The 17555-nt window shown below is 47.8% G+C and carries 15 protein-coding genes; 11 read left to right on the top strand and 4 right to left on the bottom strand.

Going from position 1 to position 17555, the window contains the following annotated elements:
* Genes OGV57_RS08175 through OGV57_RS08135 form a run of 9 tightly spaced genes read left to right on the top strand, consistent with a single transcriptional unit; the run spans position 1 to position 10431 of the window.
* Positions 1-558 (top strand): polysaccharide biosynthesis/export family protein, encoded by a 558-nt coding sequence (locus OGV57_RS08175; protein ID WP_003037180.1) that lies wholly within the window; start codon positions 1-3, stop codon positions 556-558.
* 2 nt (positions 559-560) lie between these two features.
* On the top strand, positions 561-2690 hold the full coding sequence (locus OGV57_RS08170; RefSeq protein ID WP_054528712.1) for a GumC family protein: 2130 nt from the start codon (positions 561-563) through the stop codon (positions 2688-2690).
* Entirely contained in the window at positions 2687-3898 is a 1212-nt protein-coding gene (locus OGV57_RS08165) for a lipopolysaccharide biosynthesis protein (protein WP_032938083.1), read from the top strand. The genes OGV57_RS08170 and OGV57_RS08165 overlap by 4 nt, the downstream gene beginning before the upstream one ends.
* Positions 3895-5265 (top strand): hypothetical protein, encoded by a 1371-nt coding sequence (locus OGV57_RS08160; protein ID WP_016150849.1) that lies wholly within the window; start codon positions 3895-3897, stop codon positions 5263-5265. Before OGV57_RS08165 ends, OGV57_RS08160 begins: the two co-directional genes overlap by 4 nt.
* A gap of 4 nt (positions 5266-5269) precedes the next feature.
* Positions 5270-6259 carry a glycosyltransferase family 2 protein gene (locus OGV57_RS08155; RefSeq protein WP_054528711.1) on the top strand — a complete coding sequence of 330 codons (990 nt, stop codon included), beginning with the start codon at positions 5270-5272 and terminating at the stop codon, positions 6257-6259.
* A gap of 14 nt (positions 6260-6273) precedes the next feature.
* On the top strand, positions 6274-7485 hold the full coding sequence (locus tag OGV57_RS08150; RefSeq protein ID WP_054528710.1) for a glycosyltransferase family 4 protein: 1212 nt from the start codon (positions 6274-6276) through the stop codon (positions 7483-7485).
* Between the two features lies 1 nt (position 7486).
* On the top strand, positions 7487-8599 hold the full coding sequence (locus tag OGV57_RS08145; protein ID WP_054528709.1) for a glycosyltransferase family 4 protein: 1113 nt from the start codon (positions 7487-7489) through the stop codon (positions 8597-8599).
* 2 nt (positions 8600-8601) lie between these two features.
* The gene (locus OGV57_RS08140; RefSeq protein ID WP_046670407.1) at positions 8602-9009 is read left to right on the top strand and encodes a hypothetical protein; all 408 of its coding nucleotides are present in this window, start codon (positions 8602-8604) and stop codon (positions 9007-9009) included.
* A gap of 30 nt (positions 9010-9039) precedes the next feature.
* Positions 9040-10431, top strand: coding sequence for a DUF4832 domain-containing protein (locus OGV57_RS08135; RefSeq protein ID WP_046670408.1), 1392 nt, complete (start codon positions 9040-9042; stop codon positions 10429-10431).
* Between the two features lie 46 nt (positions 10432-10477).
* On the opposite strand, the gene galE is transcribed toward OGV57_RS08135, so the two are convergent.
* From galE to OGV57_RS08120, 3 genes are all read right to left on the bottom strand, one after another.
* Positions 10478-11494: a UDP-glucose 4-epimerase GalE gene (galE, locus tag OGV57_RS08130; RefSeq protein WP_054528708.1), complete on the bottom strand. Its 1017-nt coding sequence runs from the start codon at positions 11492-11494 to the stop codon at positions 10478-10480.
* Between the two features lie 67 nt (positions 11495-11561).
* Positions 11562-12500 (bottom strand): glucosamine inositolphosphorylceramide transferase family protein, encoded by a 939-nt coding sequence (locus OGV57_RS08125; RefSeq protein WP_044713272.1) that lies wholly within the window; start codon positions 12498-12500, stop codon positions 11562-11564.
* A 215-nt stretch (positions 12501-12715) separates the two neighbouring features.
* Positions 12716-13351, bottom strand: a complete 636-nt coding sequence (locus OGV57_RS08120; RefSeq protein WP_003037157.1) for a carbonic anhydrase — start codon at positions 13349-13351, stop codon at positions 12716-12718.
* Positions 13352-13609: 258 nt separating this feature from the next.
* On the opposite strand from OGV57_RS08120, the gene OGV57_RS08115 reads away from it, so the two are divergent.
* Positions 13610-14101, top strand: a complete 492-nt coding sequence (locus OGV57_RS08115; RefSeq protein WP_003037154.1) for an anti-virulence regulator CigR family protein — start codon at positions 13610-13612, stop codon at positions 14099-14101.
* 78 nt (positions 14102-14179) lie between these two features.
* Here the strand turns inward: OGV57_RS08115 and OGV57_RS08110 are convergent, their stop codons facing one another.
* The gene (locus OGV57_RS08110) at positions 14180-15928 is read right to left on the bottom strand and encodes a sigma-54 interaction domain-containing protein (protein ID WP_046670411.1); all 1749 of its coding nucleotides are present in this window, start codon (positions 15926-15928) and stop codon (positions 14180-14182) included.
* A gap of 381 nt (positions 15929-16309) precedes the next feature.
* On the opposite strand from OGV57_RS08110, the gene dpaL reads away from it, so the two are divergent.
* Positions 16310-17524: a diaminopropionate ammonia-lyase gene (dpaL, locus tag OGV57_RS08105; protein ID WP_044699678.1), complete on the top strand. Its 1215-nt coding sequence runs from the start codon at positions 16310-16312 to the stop codon at positions 17522-17524.
* The last annotated feature ends 31 nt before the right edge of the window (positions 17525-17555 follow it).

Below are 17555 nucleotides of genomic sequence, written 5' to 3'. Positions count from 1 at the left end.
ATGAAAATAATAGAACTGTGCGCGGTTTTGCTTTTCAGTATCCTGTTGGTCGGATGCACAACGTCCAGCCCGCGATTAATGGACGATCCTGCTACTGTTCAGCAGGATTACCGACTTGGGGCGGGGGATACGGTCAATATCGCTGTTCATGGTCAACCCGATATGACGATGCGGTTTATTTTGGATAAGAGTGGGGAAATTAATTTCCCGTTTGTTGGTGCTCTTAAATTACAAGATAAAACCGTTGATCAAGTGACAAAAGAATTAACTCAACGCCTGACCGGAGATTATTTTACCACTCCGATGGTGACGGTGAGCATTGCCGAGTTCCGCAAATACTATGTTTCAGGCGAGGTGAAAAGTCCAAATGGCTTCGCCTATGAGCCAGGGCTTACCGTCGAGAAATCTATTGCGCAGGCGGGTGGGTTTACAGACCGTGCGGACCGTCAAGATATCAACATTCGTCTGTCGGGTAGCAATCAGCTGCTTGAGAATGTCGATTTAACGCACTCTGTTCATCCAGGGGATGTCGTGATTATTGGCATGGGGTTCTTCTAACGATGAAACTATCTATAGTGGAAAACGGCAAAAAACGAGAAAGCAGTGTCGAATTCTCCCGCTTTGCCAAAGAGTTGAAAAAGAACGCCTGGAAAATCGCACTGGCCGGTATCGTTGCCGGGGTCGTCGCGTATCCATTAATCAGCATGATGTCCTCAAAGTATGTTTCAACGGCGACGGTGCTGATTAAGGCGCAAGCTGATAACGTTTCTCCGTTTCCACAGGTTGATGGTTTCGATTCAACGCGTAGTGGTTACTACGAAACACAATATGCGTTGATGCATTCACGTATTGTGCTGGAGAAAGCCATACGTGATATGAAGCTGGATGAAAACCCGGAGTTTACCGGGGAAAAAGCCGGTGCTCGGGGGGCTGATAGCAATGAAAGTCGGCAACTGAGAATGGAACAAGCGCTGAAAACGCTGGCGAAAAATCTGAATGTCATTGGTATTCGTACGACGAACCTGGCGTCTATTACCTATGAATCAACGTCCCCACAGGTTGCGGCTGACATTGCGAATGGCGTCGCGCAGGCTTTCATCAACTACACGGTGGAGCAGAAGCGTCTGAAGGTGGAGAAAGCTCGCGAACTGAATTTTGAAAAAATGGAAGAGATTCAGAAATCGATAGCTAAGCAAAAAGACGAGATGGACAACTATCTGAAAAATGCCGGGCTGCTGACCTTCCGTGGAATCGATGGTTTTGAAACCGAGCAGTTAAGTATCGTAACCAATCGCCTGGCCGATGCAACTCAGCGTCGGGTTGCCGCTGAATCCGTCTATAACGAGGTGAACGGGGGAGGTAAGTCCATTGAGAGCGTTATCTCGCTGCCTTCGGTCTCTAATCATGCTCAGATCCAGGATTTGCGCATTGCGTTGATTCAGGCGCAACGAACGTTGTCCGAACAGCGTAAAGTCTACGGGCCAAAAAATCCCGCCATTTTAAAAGCGGAGGCCGATGTTCAGTCGATCCAAAACCAGACTGGACGAGTGTTGGGTGAGCTGAAAGTCGGTTTACGCCAGCAATATCTGGCGGCGCTGGCGGACGAAAAAAACTATCAACAGCAGGTGACTGAGCAGAAAGAGATCTTCCAGAAAATGGCGTCAAAACGGGATGCCTGGAACAGTCAAAAGCTGTCGTTAGATAAAATGGAAGACCTGTATAAATCGCTTTATCAACGTACTCAAGAGCTGTCTCTGTCCGGCGTGAATGCTGATGCGGTGTTATACGACCCTGCGGTACCCGCCTTAAAACCGGCGAAACCGAATAAATCTTTGCTGTTGCTGATGGTGGTCATGCTGGTGGTGGTGTTCAGTATCATGTATTTCATTGTTAAAGCGGCAATGGATAACTCAATCGGTACCCTCAGTCGCATGAAAAAACGGCTCAATGTTGCTCCGCTGGGTGAAATCCGTCGTTTTAGCGGAACCTCAGGGCGCGCGCAGGTGCGGGACATGATCATGAAGAACCCGCTGAATGCCGATATTGTGCACGGTATCCGTACCCGGATTATGCTGGATAATCGACCTTTACAGACGCTTGCGGTGGCGTCGACGGAGCACGGCGATGGGCGTTCTTTGTTGGCGAATCTGTTAGCTAACTCTTTTAGTTTCGACCAGAAAACACTGCTTATTGATGCGGATTTCTTTAACACTGATGGGCTCTCTTCTGAACTGTCGTCGGCAACATCCGCAGGTTTGGCGGAACTGTTGCGCGGGGAGGTTCAGCTTGAAAAGGCGCGGATTACGCTCAGTGATCATCTCGATTTTATTCCGCACGGCAAGACAACCATCTCTTCTTTACTGATGCTGTCGTCGGGGCACGTTGAGCCCTTAATGCGTGAACTGAAATCGCACTATCAGCGCATTATTATTGATGTCGCTGCTGTGAATCAGAGTCAGGATGTTCAACTGATTAAACGCGCCGTTGATGGGGTGATTTTCATCGTGAAAGCGGGGACGGGGTCCGCCGGGCAAATCGCCAACGCGCTGGATAAGCTGGAAGAAAATAACGGCGTGGTAATTGGCGCGGTACTCAATGCGGTTGAAGAAAAAGATCTTGAGACGCAAGAAGGTCTGCGTTCACTGAACTTCAGTACCGATCAACTGATGACCACGCCAGGCCGCGTATGAGTCTACTGAAGAGCGCTTCCACAATAGCCGGTTCATCAGTCATCTCGCAGTTGATTGGTGCACTGTCTATTTGGTTGATTTCACACAAGTACGATATGGCTGAGGTGGGGCTTTATGCACTCAACTACAGCATCGCCGTGGTGGGCGCTCAGGTGTGTACCTTTGCATCACAGCTGTTAATTCCTAAACAGCAGGATGACGAACTGGTACAGAATGTTGTGTTTTGCCTGATCCAAAGCACGATCATTGCCTTACCTTACGCCGTGCTCACCGCGTGGCTGTTTCACCAGAACATCCTGTTTCTCTATTTGCTGACGTTGGCAACGGCGTGGGTTTTGATCTCGGAAAACCTGTCGCTACGCACGGCCAACTTTCGTTTTCTGATTTTCCAGCGTATTTCTGTTTCAGTGGTGGTATTACTTTCGGTTCTGATTACGCATTATGTACAGCTGTTTTATTGGTCGTGGGCCTGCGCGACGATGGCGCTGACCATAAGCTGTATTTTGCATTCGTTTGATATTCGTTCGGTGGCAGCCAGACATCTGCGACCCGCCAGTAATTGGCATTTTTTCAAACAGAATATTCATCACATTACCAAAGTGGGCAGTGCGGAAGTGCTGGCGATGGCCAGCAGCAATTTGCCGATTATGCTGATTAACTTTTGGTTCTCGGCGCTGACGGCGGGTTATTTTTCCGTGGTTAGCCGCTTTTGCCTGGCACCGGTGGTGATCATCGGCAACGCGGTACGCAATACTATTTTCTCCAAGTGGTCTATCGACTTCAGAAATAATACCTTTAACTATCAGGAATATACCAGGGTACGTATGCTATTGCTGGTACTAGGGGTTATCTGTACCCTTGGGGTTTTTATTTTCTATCCGATTGTGATGCGCCTCGGTTTTAGCGAAGACTGGATTAACTCCATTGAGACGTCGCGCTACATGTTGCCCTATTTATTCCCTGCGCTGGCGATAAGCCCTCTGACGGTGATAGAACTTATTTTTGGTTCCCATCGCTATTTTCTGCGTATCCAACTGGAACAGCTGGCGATTGTACTATTCGCTTTTGTCGTGACGCCCTATTTTTATAAAGATTATGCAACGTCGGTCATCTTGTTTTCTTCACTGACATTTATTCGCTACGCCTTCATTTATCTGAAAATGAATAAGCGAGCCAATCTCCTGAAAGACAAGCCGGTGATAATATGACACTGAATACCGGATACTATTTACAGGTTTATACTTTTGTCACGCTGATCCTGTGTGGCTTGGTGCAATACTTTACCGGTATGCAGTCAGTGCTGTGGATACCTTTTTTCCTCACCTTATTGATGGTGGGATTATTGGTGATGCAGACGCGTGATGGCTCGCTGCAACTGGATGCGCAGGAGACGATTGTTCTGGCGTTGTATTTCTCGTTCCTGGTACTGGCTGGGACATCGACGTTGATTCAGGGCGGGATCACCGTCGCGATTGTGGCATTTAAAAACGAAATTGCATTGTCGCTGGTGATGATCTGTTTGCTGCTAGGGTTTTGCCGGGAGTCGCAGATTTATCGTGTAACACGCTATCTGTACTGGATTTTTTACGCGCAGATCCCGGTAATGATTTATCAGGTTTTACTGGTCGTTCCTCAGCGCGTTGCGGTGCGCGGCGAAGATGAGAAATGGGACTCCGTGGTTGGCACGTTTGGCGGTGACCCCATGGGGGGCGGGAATACTGCCGCAATGGGGCTGTTTTGCCTGTTAATTATGTTGTTAAAAGTCTCCGAATATAAGCATGGGCTCACCACGTTCAAATCCATGGCGCTGCATATTGTTCTCGGTATCGGGTTATGCATAATTGGTGAAGTGAAGTTTGTCATCCTGCTATCGCCAATATTCCTGGCGTGGGTGTGGCTCTCACCGAGCTACGTCAAAGACGTTAGTAAGGTTAATCTGAAGACGTTATTGGTTATTGTGGCGGGAATGCTGTTGCTCATTAGCCTGTCGATTGTGATCCTCGCGTACTATTATTCTACGGCGTTCGGTGGCGATCCATCGAAAAGCTCGTTAAGTATTTTTATCGACTCCTTAAGCTATATCTTTGATCCAAACTACATTATGTCTACCGGTGAATTAGGGCGCTTTACGACGTTCCTGTTCTGGTTGAAAAATAACGATCTGTGGGGGCTTTCAGGAACGTTATTTGGCTACGGACTCAACGCCACTAACAGTGGTAGTACGGTGTCGCCGGGATTTTTGAATATTATCTACAACTTAATTCTCGACTCGACTTCCCTGAGTATGCTGCTGTGGGAAGTGGGGGCGATTGGTACATTACTCTTTGTTAGCTTATTCATTTATATCCTGAAAGTTTGTCAGCCAAAGCCATTACTGAGACTTGAACAACTGGACCAGCAGGATCTCCAGTTGCTGAGTTTTGCACCGGCGTTTAACGCTTTTGCTATCAGTTGCTTAATTAGCTTACCTTACAGCCAGATACTGATGATTACACCGATGTTACAATTCCTGTTCTATTTATCACTAGGGGCAAGTTTAGTGATTCGTCGAACCGTCCTTCGCTGCGTAGGGTAATTGTATGGACCAAAAACCGTTTATTTCAGTGAGCATTAAAACACTCAATGAATCTAAATGTATTGAGAAGACGATTGACAGCATCCGTAAGCAGCTTATTGACTATCCACATAAAATTATTGTGGCAGATAGTCTCTCAACGGATAACACCCAACAGCTTGCGATCGATAAAGGGGTGACCGTAGTGTCCTTAACTGACCCTGGCGATCGCTGTTGTGGCGTCGGGCACCAGTTAGGTTATCTGTATAGTGAAGGGGAATATCTGTTGTTGATGGACGGCGACATGGAGCTGGAAGAAGGATTTGTGGATCAGGCAGTCGCCTTTTTGCAGGCTGAACCAGAATATGCAGGCGTTGCGGGAACCGTTGAAATGGATGATGCCGTTAACTATGAATTTAAGTCTCGTAAGCAACGCATTAATAAAATCTATCCGCTCGGGGATAGCGACCATTTAGGCGGTGGTGGATTATATCGTCGCTCTGCGATTGAGAAAGTTGGTTATCTGACTAATCGTAATTTGCACGCGTATGAAGAGGCTGAGCTGGGTCTGCGTTTAATCGAAGCGGGCTATAAACTGCGGCGTCTGGATATTCCTTATTTTATTCATACTTCGCATACCATGCCGACCTTTCAGATGCTCAAGCACCGTTGGAAAAGCGGATACTATCAGGCCCCTGGCGAGCTTTTACGTTGTGCCTGGGGAAAACCTTATTTCGGCAAAGCGTTAAAAATGGTCAGGAACGAGGCGATTTTTTCTGTTTACTTGATTGGCTTGTTCATTGCGGCGGTGACCTTCAATCTTGAACTTTTCGACATTGCATTTCTGCCCTTACTTGCATTTATTGCCCTGAAAACCGTACAGAATCGATCGTTATTAAACGGCCTGCAAAGCGTAATGAACCTGGCCGTGCTTTCTGCCGGGCTGGTTAAAGGGTTGACTAAACCAGTACGCGATCCGTTGACTCCACCCAACAGTAAAATCATTCATGAATAACCGGGGCAGGCGCCATGAAAGTATTATTAGTTAACAAGTTTTTTTTCATTAAAGGCGGCGCGGAAACGGTTTATTTTCAAGAGCGCGATATGCTGAAACAGGCCGGAGTGCAGGTTATTGATTTCTCTATGCATCATGATAATAATCTCCCCTCGGACTATGCGGATTATTTCGTCAGCAATGTGGACTACCACAAAGAGAGCAATCTGCTGGGCGGTATCAAAACGGCGGTTAACTTTATTCATAATTCGCAGGCCTGCAAAAAAATGCTGGCGCTATTAGAAAAAGAGCGCCCGGATATTGTCCACTTTCACAACATCTACCATCAGTTAACACCGGCGTTGATTAAAGTTGCGCGTAATTTTGGCTGCAAAACGGTGCTGACTGCGCATGACTATAAGATTGTGTGCCCCTCGTATTCCATGCTGCGCGACGGCAAAGTGTGCGATTCCTGTATTACCGGGACGGTTTTCAATGCCTTCAGGTATCGTTGCCAGGAAGGTTCAGCCTCAAAAAGCTTACTGCTCTCCCTGGAGGCAACCTGGCAGTATATTGCACAAAACTATCAGGCGCTGGATGTGATTATTTCACCGAGTGTTTTTTTACGAGGTATCCTGCTGCGTACGCTGCCAAATTCGCGCATTGATGTCATCGTTAATGGCGTTGATGACAGTCGGCCCCTGGCCGAAGTAAGCGATGAGGGCTATATGCTGTACTTTGGCCGTCTGAGCCGTGAAAAGGGCGTGGCAACGTTGTTGGAAGCGCATAAAAAAATGCAGAACAGCGCGCCGCTGAAAGTTGTGGGGCACGGTCCGTTGCATGATGAATTAGCCGCCAAATACCCTGATGTTGAATTTTTAGGTTATGTGCAACAAGGAGAAGCCCTCGACAAGCTTATTAAGCATGCGCGAGCGGTGATCCTTCCTTCTGAATGCTATGAAAACTGTTCTATGGCGATATTGGAAGCGATGTCTTTAGGCAAGCCGGTTATTGGGTCGCGCATTGGCGGCATCCCGGAACAAATTCGTGACGGTATCGAAGGGATTTTATTCGAACCAGGCAATGCGCAGGAGTTGGCAAATGCGATGGACGTCCTGGCAGGCTCGCAAGAGAAGGCGCGGAATATGGGCTTACATGGCCGTGCGCGGTTGAGTGAAAAATATGCGCTGAGTAAACATATGGATACCTTACAGGCGCTGTATAAAGAACTGCTGAGCAGGCCATAGAATGAGTAAAAAAATAACGGTGTTTGGAACGCGTGGTATTCCCGATGTATTGGGCGGTGTGGAGACACACTGTCAGAATCTTTATCCTGCCATTAAGCAGCAGTTCGATGCGGATATTTGCGTGATTGCTCGCTCGCCATATGTAAATTACAAACGATCGGTCTATAAAAAAGTCGAAACCTACGCGCTGTGGGCACCCAAAAAGCGCTCGCTGGAAGCTATTGCCCATTCCGTTTTAGCGGCGTTTAGGACACGTATCGACCATTCGGATATTGTGCATGTCCATGCTATCGGCCCTGGCCTTGTGATCCCACTCTTACGCGTGATGGGTAAGAAGGTGGTTTTCACCCACCACGGACCTGATTACGATCGTCAGAAATGGGGTTTCGTTGCAAAAAAAATATTGCTGCTGGGCGAACGTTGGGCGGTGAGATATGCCAACGAGGTGATTGTGATTTCTGAAGTTATTAATCAACTGATCCAGAAAAAACATGGTCGCTATGATGCGCATTTAATTCACAATGGCGTAAACGAGCCGCGGTTGTTATCAGAGCTCACCATCGACAATACGCTCTCCCGCTTTGGGCTGCAGCCGAAAAATTATCTCGTTGTGGTTGGGCGGTTTGTGGAAGAAAAAGGGATGCATGATGCCATTGCCGCCTATCAACACAGTGGTTTGACCATGCCGTTAGTGTTAATTGGTGATGCGGATCATCCAACCGAATACAGCATTCGCCTCAAAAAGCTTGCCGCCGACACGCCTGGTGTCGTGATGACCGGTTTCTTACGTGGTGATGAGCTGCAGGCGGTGTTTTCGCAGGCCAGGCTATTTGTGATGCCTTCATACCATGAAGGATTGCCCATTGCGCTGCTGGAGGCAATGTCATTTTCTCTTCCGGCCGTCGTCAGTGATATTCCTGCTAACCTTGAAGTTCAACTGCCTGCCGAGACCTATTTTAAGGTGGGAGATGTAACCGGTCTGGCCGAAAAATTAGGCCAAGGGGTAACAGCAAATAGCGTGGACTATCGTGTATATTTGCAAAACTACAATTGGCATGAAATCGCCAAAAAGACGGTTAACGTCTATCACTCAATTGATAAAGATATAGGTTAATTTTGACCAGTCCTCAAAATCGTCCCCCCGTCATCGAACGATTTTATACTCATCTTGATGAGACGATTGCGCAGGGGTTGACCCCTGAACAAAAAGAAGGGGTGGAAAATGCGATCCTGGCCTCGACGCTGGCTTCGCGGCATCAGATCGATATTCGCAGAAGCTTTCCCTTTTTCAGTAAGCGTTATTATCTGGTTTTTTTGTTTGGCAGAGATTTACGCCGCCAGCACCGCCAGGAATCGACCCTGTCGAGAATGTTGCTCACTTTTTTGCTGCTGATTGCCGTGCTGTTCGTCACCAGCTGCGTATTGTTGACGCTGTATATGATCAAATCCGCGTTAGGTATTGATGTGTTCCAAAATTTTCACGTAGGTATCTGGGATTGGTGGTTAAGTCTGAAAAACCACTAGCGTTAACAAACCTGTGGAGGCATTACTGCGATGAAGTGTAAATGGGTTTCTGCGCTGTTGTTAATGTCCTTTCCGTTAACGGTCATCTCCGCATTAACGACCGTAACCCCCAAAGCATTAACTGGCCCGCTGACCAATCCGGGGATTGGCGTGGCAAGTTTTCATCAGGGATACGGTGAAACGCTGGGGCTGGCGGACTATCCCAATACCGGATTTGAATACGACCGTTTTTACTGGCGGGACCTGGAGCCAGTCGAAGGCCAGTACAATTTTGCGTTGGTGGATGATGCCTTCAAATACGCGGCGGCACATCGTCCAGCGATGAATGTCGGGCTACGATTTATGGTACTGGCAGAGCCGGAAAGCGGCTCGCAAATTCCTGACTGGCTGATTAAAAAAGGCGTGAAAGGTACCTGGACGCCGGATAAAAAGACATTTGCCCCGGATTTAGACGATCCTCTGTTTATTCAATACAGCCAGCGTCTGTTGAACGCATTTGGTAAGCGCTACGATGGTAATGAGAATCTCGCGTTTGTTGATATTGGCATGGTGGGATCATGGGGAGAATGGCATAACAGCAACTTCCCGAACCTGAAGCCATTACTGGAGCGATACACCACGGCGCAACTGGATCGCTACGTCGCGATGCACTTTTCTGCTTTTCCGGTGACGCCAAAAACCATGCTGATAAGCGGCGGACAAAGTCTGGCGAATGCGGTGGAGCGTGGGGCAGGATGGCGTGCGGACTGTTGGGGGGACCTGCGCGTATTTTCGGACTCCTGGAACCATATGACTGATGATTACCCGCAGCGATTGCTGGCTGCGCAGCAGAGTTATTCAGGGTTCAACGACGCCTGGAAACGTGCGCCGGTCAGTCTGGAAATCTGTTCATATATGGAAGACTGGAAGAATACTTTTCATTATACGCGTGCCGAAGTGCAGGGTATTTTTGACTGGGCGGTCAAACAGCACGCCAGTACCATTAACCTGAAATCGAGAGCGATACCCAGCGACTATCGACCGATTGTCGACGATGCGCTGACCAAATTAGGCTATCGATTTCGCCTGGCGTCCCTGAGCCATGAGTCCGTGTGGGACAGCGGACAAACGCTGACATTGGACAGTACCTGGTACAATGAGGGTATCGCTCCGATTTATATGCCTTATATGTTGGCATTCCGTGTTGTGGACAATGCTAATAAGGTGGTGGCTCAGGGGAATTCCGCGGAGGATATTCGCCGCTGGCTCCCCGGTAAGTATCAGGTCAGTTATGCGTTATCTATGCCAGGTCGACTGGCAAAAGGGCAGTACGCGATTGAGGTTGCGATGTTGGATAAGTCGGGTGCGGCGAGAATTAACTTTGCCAACGAAGGGAAGCAGAGCAGTGGCTGGTATCGCGTATCAACGATTACTGCACGCTAGCCCCTTACGGCAACGAGCCTGACCGTCAGGCTCGTTACAGGGCATATCAGATGTTATAACCATTCGGGTTATTTTTTTGCCAGTTCCAGGTGTCACGCATCATTTCATCAAGATTGTAGACCGCCTTCCAACCGAGCTCTTTGTATGCCAGTGACGGGTCAGACCAACATTCGGCAATGTCTCCGGGTCTTCTGGCGACAAACTGATAATGAATTTTGGTCTGCGCCGCTTTCTCAAACGCCTTAATCAAATTAATCACGGAATAACCGACCCCGGTACCGAGATTAATCACCTTGTAGGCAGCGCCTTTGTTCTGGCAATCAAGCGCGGCTAAATGACCAGTCGCCAGATCCATGACGTGAATATAATCACGCACGCCGGTTCCGTCAGGGGTTGGATAGTCATTACCATACACCGATACGGTTTTAAGCTTACCAATCGCGACCTGGGAGATGTATGGCACCAGGTTGTTTGGGATACCGTTAGGATCTTCACCAATGCGACCCGATGGATGGGCGCCGACCGGGTTGAAATAGCGCAGGCAGGTAATGCGGAAATCAGGTTGCGCACGTGAGAAATCGGCCAGAATCTGTTCGACCATTAATTTAGAGGTGCCGTAGGGATTGGTGGTACCGCCCGTACGTGATTGCTCGCTCAACGGCACGCTTTCCGGATTACCGTATACCGTAGCTGATGAGCTAAAAATGAATCGGTTAACGCCTGCGGCCAGCATCTCATCCAGTAAAACCAGCGTTCCGGTGACGTTGTTTTCATAGTAGGCAAGAGGTTCTTTTATCGACTCGGAAACCGATTTGAGCCCTGCAAAATGAATGACATCGGTGATGTGATGGTTGGTAAAAATGTTTTTTAAGGCCTGTCTGTCGAGAACATCGGCGATATAGACAATGGGTTCCTTTCCGGTAAGTTCCGCGACCCTGTCCAGCGATATCCGACTCGCATTTGCCAGATTATCGATGACAACGACATCATCGCCTCTTTCCAGTAGTGATAAAACAGTATGTGAACCAATATAACCTGCACCACCTGTGACAAGAATTGCCATACAGACTCCAGAAAAATGCTAGAAACCCGAACAATTTTCTACCAATGTCACCTGAGAATCCAGTGAATCAGTTGTGTTGCCGGGAAAGGTAGATGTTTCTGTATTTTACCATAAATTTATATGATAGTTTTTTTAAGATAGCCAACAGACTGAACTTATTGATTTTTGTATCATAAGCAATGTAATTATTTGAGAAATTCAGCGTATGAACACCGTCACTGTGGTTGATCGATGAATTGATTTGTTCGATCAGATTCTCATCAAAGTTAATATCGTTAAGTGTAACTAGTTCTTTGATATAGATAGATTTTCCATAAGTTTCGGGCGTGCATTCCTGGGTGAGGAAGTACATTTTATTATCGACAAGATAAGGGGTACCAGCTCCTCGATGATGATGATTACTCACCTTTAATGTAGGGGTGATCCGCTGCCACTGACCGTGAAGATGCTCTGCGGAATGAATAATTATTTTATTATCCATGGTGGTCGACAAAAGATAGCAAGTCTCATTTATTGAAAGAAAAATGTTATCTGTGACTTCGGTGTCAGAGAGTAGAACTTTAATTTTCTTCCAGCGCGCAGGAAACTCTACCGACTGGAACAGGAGCACTTCTTTTCTTTCTGATGATTCCGGGATCATGAAGAGTTGATTGTTGATATTAATCAGAAAAGGAAATGACAAATGACACCTCAGGTCGTCAAATCCTTCAAGTTTCACATCATCAATTTCAGTTAGTTCACGATCAAGAATGCGGCAGCGGAGCGTGCCTTTCGAGTTGCGGAAGCTAAAAGCTTCATAAAAAACATACAGTTTGTCGTCTTTTTCAATAAGAAAAGGATCGGCCTGAAACGTATATTTCTTTTTTAACTGCTGCGCAGCAGATTTATTCAATATTTCCAGCGTGTTATCAGGAAATAAGTGTGTACCATGATCCTTAATAATCATGATATCCCACGACTCATGATAGAATAACATGTTTATTATTCTTTTTATTTTCGCTTGCATTCGTACCTGCTCCTTTTTATCGCTTGCACCATGTATGAACAGCTACTTGCGGGGCAGCTCATGAGACTTGTCGCAATGTAGCAATGTTGTATGAATGTGCGAAAACCGCGTGGTAACACCTGCGGTTATTTTAATGTTAGTGACAAGGATGTTTTTTGTCCATAGCACCAAAGTAGGTAAAAATTATCCAGAGCATCCTTGCTCCAGTGGAAGAATTACTCGAAATGCACCTGCGGGTTTTCAGCAAGGGAAACGTAGGTTTTGCTGTTTTTATCCAGGGTACGGATTTCACCGCTTTCGATGTCATATACCCAGCCGTGCAGACGAAGAGCATTATTTCTCAGTCCAACCGCGACACAAGGATGCGTTTTAATGTTGTTGAGCTGCGCGATAACGTTCTCTTCCACCATGGCGTTAACTTTATCGATTGGGTTAGCCCAGGTTTTTTTCTCGACCACGGCTTTCGCGGCATCGGCATAGTGCAGCCAGTGAGCCACAGCAGGCATCGGATCCAGAGGCTGGCTATCGGCGATGGCTTTCATCGCGCCGCAGTTGGAGTGTCCGCAGATGACGATATCCGTCACTCCAAGTGCCACAACCGCGTATTCGATGGTTGCGGATACGCCACCCGGTTCCGGGCCGAAAGAGGGGACGATATTACCGGCGTTGCGGATAACGAAAAGCTGTCCGGGATCTTGCTGAGTAACGAGTTCTGGCACCAGGCGGCTATCGGAACAGGAGATGAAAAGCGCTTTAGGATTTTGGCTGGATGCCAGGCTGCGAAAGAGTTCCTTGCGTTGAGGGAAAATCTCTTTTTGGAAGTTGAGGAAGCCCTCAATGATATGTTGCATAGCAGTGTCTCTTTTCTCTGTTTAAGCAGGTTATGATGAAGATCACACTTTCCAGTTTAACACCAGCCGACAGAAGAGAAAGACTTTATAGCAGTTCTGCAACATCTTTGGCTAACTTTTCTCCACCGCGGCGAGGCGAATAGCGTGATGTGTGCTATGTGCTTTCCCTTTTTTGCCAATAAATCGGAGTTGTAGCGATAGCCAGCATTCACGCGATACCGTACATTTTTATATGTATCCACATTTTAAGGAATCATCATGTCCAGACTTCGTGCTTTAGCAACAGCTTTAGTCGCCGTTGCCGCGATGACGATGTGCGCCACCCCAGTATTGGCCAACCCCGGTAATGGCAACGGCAATGGTAATAGTGGCAACCATGGAAATAGTAGCAATCATGGTAATAGCGGGAATAAGGGCAATAGCCAGAAAGGCAATTCGCAGGCAGAACAACGTAAAAATTATGGTAAGCCGGACCATGTTGATAGTGACATCAGCTATAACGTGGCCAGACAGTATGCCGTCAGATATGGTTTGACGGGCTATAAGTCACTGCCTCCGGGTATCGCCAAAAATCTGGCGCGAGGAAAGCCGCTTCCTCCGGGGATCGCTAAGAAAAGTGTTCCATCCTCTATGCTGAACCAATTGCCGTATTATCCAGGTTATGAATGGCAGGTTGTGGGCGACAATCTGGTGTTGATTGCACTGAGTACGGCGATTGTCACCGCGGTAATTAATGGTGTGTTTGATTAAGTATTTTCGGGCTTAATTTGCTCTGTTCTACCGATGAGAAGCCCGCGTTGTGCGGGCTTCTCAGTTAATAAGGAAAACTTACAGTCCGTACAGTTTTATTTTTCTATAGAGCGTGGCAATGCTGATCCCCAGTTCTGTCGCGGCTTGCTTTTTTCCCTCAACGCTTGAGCCGAATCGCTGGATGACGTTTTCGATAGCCTCCCTTTCCGCCTGTTTTCCTTTGTTGGCAAGCTGTCGGGGTTGCGCGGTCATCGTCGTTTTTCTACCGTCAGCGGCGGTAAGCAGGTAAGGGGGAAGATGGCTGGCGTTGATCCCAGCGGCTTCTCCGCGCATCACAAAAATGTATTCGATCACGTTGCGTAATTCACGAATGTTGCCCGGCCAGTGCCAGGCATAAAGGCGATTAATAACGTCATCAGGCAGTTTTTGCGGTGGTCGCTGGTAACTGACCGAAAACTCATCGGCAAAATACTGTGCGAGGACCGCAATATCAGCCCGGCGTTCACGCAGGGAAGGAAGTACCAGAGGGACCACGTTCAGGCGATAGAAAAGATCTTCACGAAACTGATTATTTTCCACCATCGCGTTAATGTTTTTGTTAGTTGCGGCAATAATGCGCACATCAATATTGATGGTGTTATTAGAGCCAACGCGGGTGATAGCCTTTTCCTGCAATACCCTGAGCAGTTTGGCCTGCAGGTGCAGTGGCATATCGCCAATCTCATCCAGAAACAGGCTGCCGCCGTTGGCCAGTTCAAATTTCCCCATTCGCCCTTTAGGATCAGCCCCGCTGAATGCGCCGCGAACATAACCAAACAGTTCGCTTTCCAGCAGTTGTTCTGGGATAGCCGCGCAGTTGATTGTTACGAAAGGCGCGGCTTTACGGGGACTGCTCTGGTGAATGGCAAATGCCACGACCTCTTTCCCCGAGCCACTTTCCCCGGTGATGAGCACGCTGGCGTAACTGTTGGCGATTTTACCTATGGTACTTCTGAGCTGTTCCATTGAGGGAGAGTGACCAATTAGTCGTACCTGTATGTCGGACTCATAAGGGGATGGAGTAAGGTTACTCAGGTAGTCGTGTGCATCACGAAAGATAACCATGGTTAAGCGATCGTTATCCTGTGAGGAGAGCGAAATTTGTTTGCACAGTACATGATGTTTCTGACCTTCAAGCGTCAGCCACGCTTCTTCATCGCCATACAGGCTGTCCCCGGTTGTTTCAATGGTCAGAGGTAATCCCTGAACCTCACGGTTGAGGATGCGATCGGCTGAATGATTGGCATGCCAGATAAGACCCTTGCCATCAATCGCTACCACGCCGCGGTCCATGGCATCGATCAGACGCCGAAATGCGCCAAGCGTTTCCTGTGCGCGTAAACGTTCCAGGCATTCAAAGACCTTACTGGAGATCATTACGGCGATTTGCTCAATAAAGGTGACAAATTTATCAATCTGGCTCAGTAACGTGTCACGCTGTGCCTGGGTTGAGCAAATAATCCCGATCACGCCAATCACGCGATTATTGAGAAAAATAGGTGCGTTCAAATCCAGCATTTCAGAACAGTAGTGGTGTTTTTCACATAACTGACACAGCGGATGCTCGCCGGGGTTTTTGATCAGTACTGTTTCTCGCACCTGCAATACGTGATGATAAATGTAGCCATTTTTGGCCACGTTCTCATTGAGCATATGCCGGTATTTCCCGGTACCCGCGATGCGCATTAAAGATTCATCAATGATTTCAACGTCCGTGCCCGTTATGCCAGAAATAGCGTCGGCGTAATTGCATATATCATCCTGAATATTGCTGAGTACTGAAATCATGGTACTTCTCCGGCGGTGTGTCACATTTCTCAAGGAAAATGATAAATAGGCGAAACAATGCAAAAATGATTTGCGAAAAATCAATCTACCACGCTGTTTTTGAATGTTTTTCTTATTTTATCTTCCGCGATCACACTATTTATCAATGATGAGAATTTATCAAAACGAGGCGATAAACTGATGCATTGATATTTTTGGTTGTCAATTTTAAATTTCATTTAATTTATTGAAATTAAAGCCTTTATTAAAATATTTATAAGAATTTACTCAATTCATAAAAAGCTGGTAAGTATTTTGCTCTATTGCCAATACCGATAACGGAAATATCTCTGTATTGCACCGATTACAGGGAATGAAATACCAGGACAATGAGGTTTTATGATGCAGGAAAACTTATCATTTTTTATCAACCAGACTCCGTTTACCGAACATCCGAACGCGCCGCTGGCACCGTTTAGCCGCCAGGAACTGGTAAAAGCGTTGAATTTTCATCGGTCTATTCCGGGCTACGCGCCGACGCCGCTATATACGCTACCGGCGCTTGCACAAAAACTGGGCGTAAAAAATATCTACCTCAAAGATGAATCTCAGCGTTTTGGCCTGAAAGCCTTCAAAGCGCTGGGTGGCTCCTATGCGATGGCGTGCCATATCGCTGAATTAGTTGGTAAGGATATCAGTGAACTGCCGTTTGAGGTGATGACCAGCGAAGAGGTACGCCACGATCTGCAAACTGTCACGTTTGCTACCACCACTGATGGCAACCACGGTCGCGGCGTGGCATGGATGGCGCGCCAACTGAAGCAAAACGCCGTGGTTTATATGCCGAAGGGCTCTTCGCAGCAACGTCTGACTTCTATCCGTAACGAAGGTGCTACCGCTGAGATCGTCGATATGAACTATGACGATGCGGTTCGTATGACCGCGGAGCAGGCCGAAAAGTATGGCTGGATTGTCGTGCAGGATACCGCCTGGGAAGGATACGAAAAGATCCCGCAGTGGATTATGCAGGGCTACGGCACGCTGATGCTCGAGGCGATAGATCAGCTGCATCAGGTTGCGCCGACTCACATTTTTGTGCAGGCAGGCGTCGGCTCGTTTGCCGGCATGGTTCAGGGAATGGTGACGGCAGCCTGGGGTGAGAATCGCCCGAAAGTGATCGTCGCCGAAGCGTTAATTGCAGATTGCCTCTACCGCTCAGCCCGTTCGAAAGAGGGGGATGCCATTGCGGTGGGCGGTGATTTACAAACCGTGATGGCCGGTCTCGCCTGCGGTGAGGCGAACAGTATCGGCTGGAAACTGCTGCGCGACTATGCCAACGCATTTGCTTCCTGCCCTGATGAAGTTGCAGCGTTAGGCATGCGCATGTTGGGCAACCCGCTGGCAGGCGATCCACAGATTATTTCGGGTGAGTCAGGTGCGGTTACTACCGGTCTGCTGGCGCTGTTGATGACCTCACCTGAACTGGCGCAAACGCGTGAGCAACTGGGGCTGGATGCGCACTCTCGCGTGCTGTTAGTCAGCACCGAAGGGGATACCGACCCGCAACAATATCTGGATATTGTCTGGGGCGGACAGTACCCGGGCATCAACAAATAATTCCCTGATTAAGAGATATAACGGAGAAACC

Origin of the sequence: Citrobacter sp. Cf087, assembly GCF_030334285.1 — a bacterium.
In the GTDB taxonomy this organism is placed as follows: Bacteria; Pseudomonadota; Gammaproteobacteria; order Enterobacterales; family Enterobacteriaceae; genus Citrobacter; species Citrobacter freundii.
Note: the sequence above shows the minus strand (reverse complement) of the source record. Positions and strands in the feature narration are given on the sequence as shown.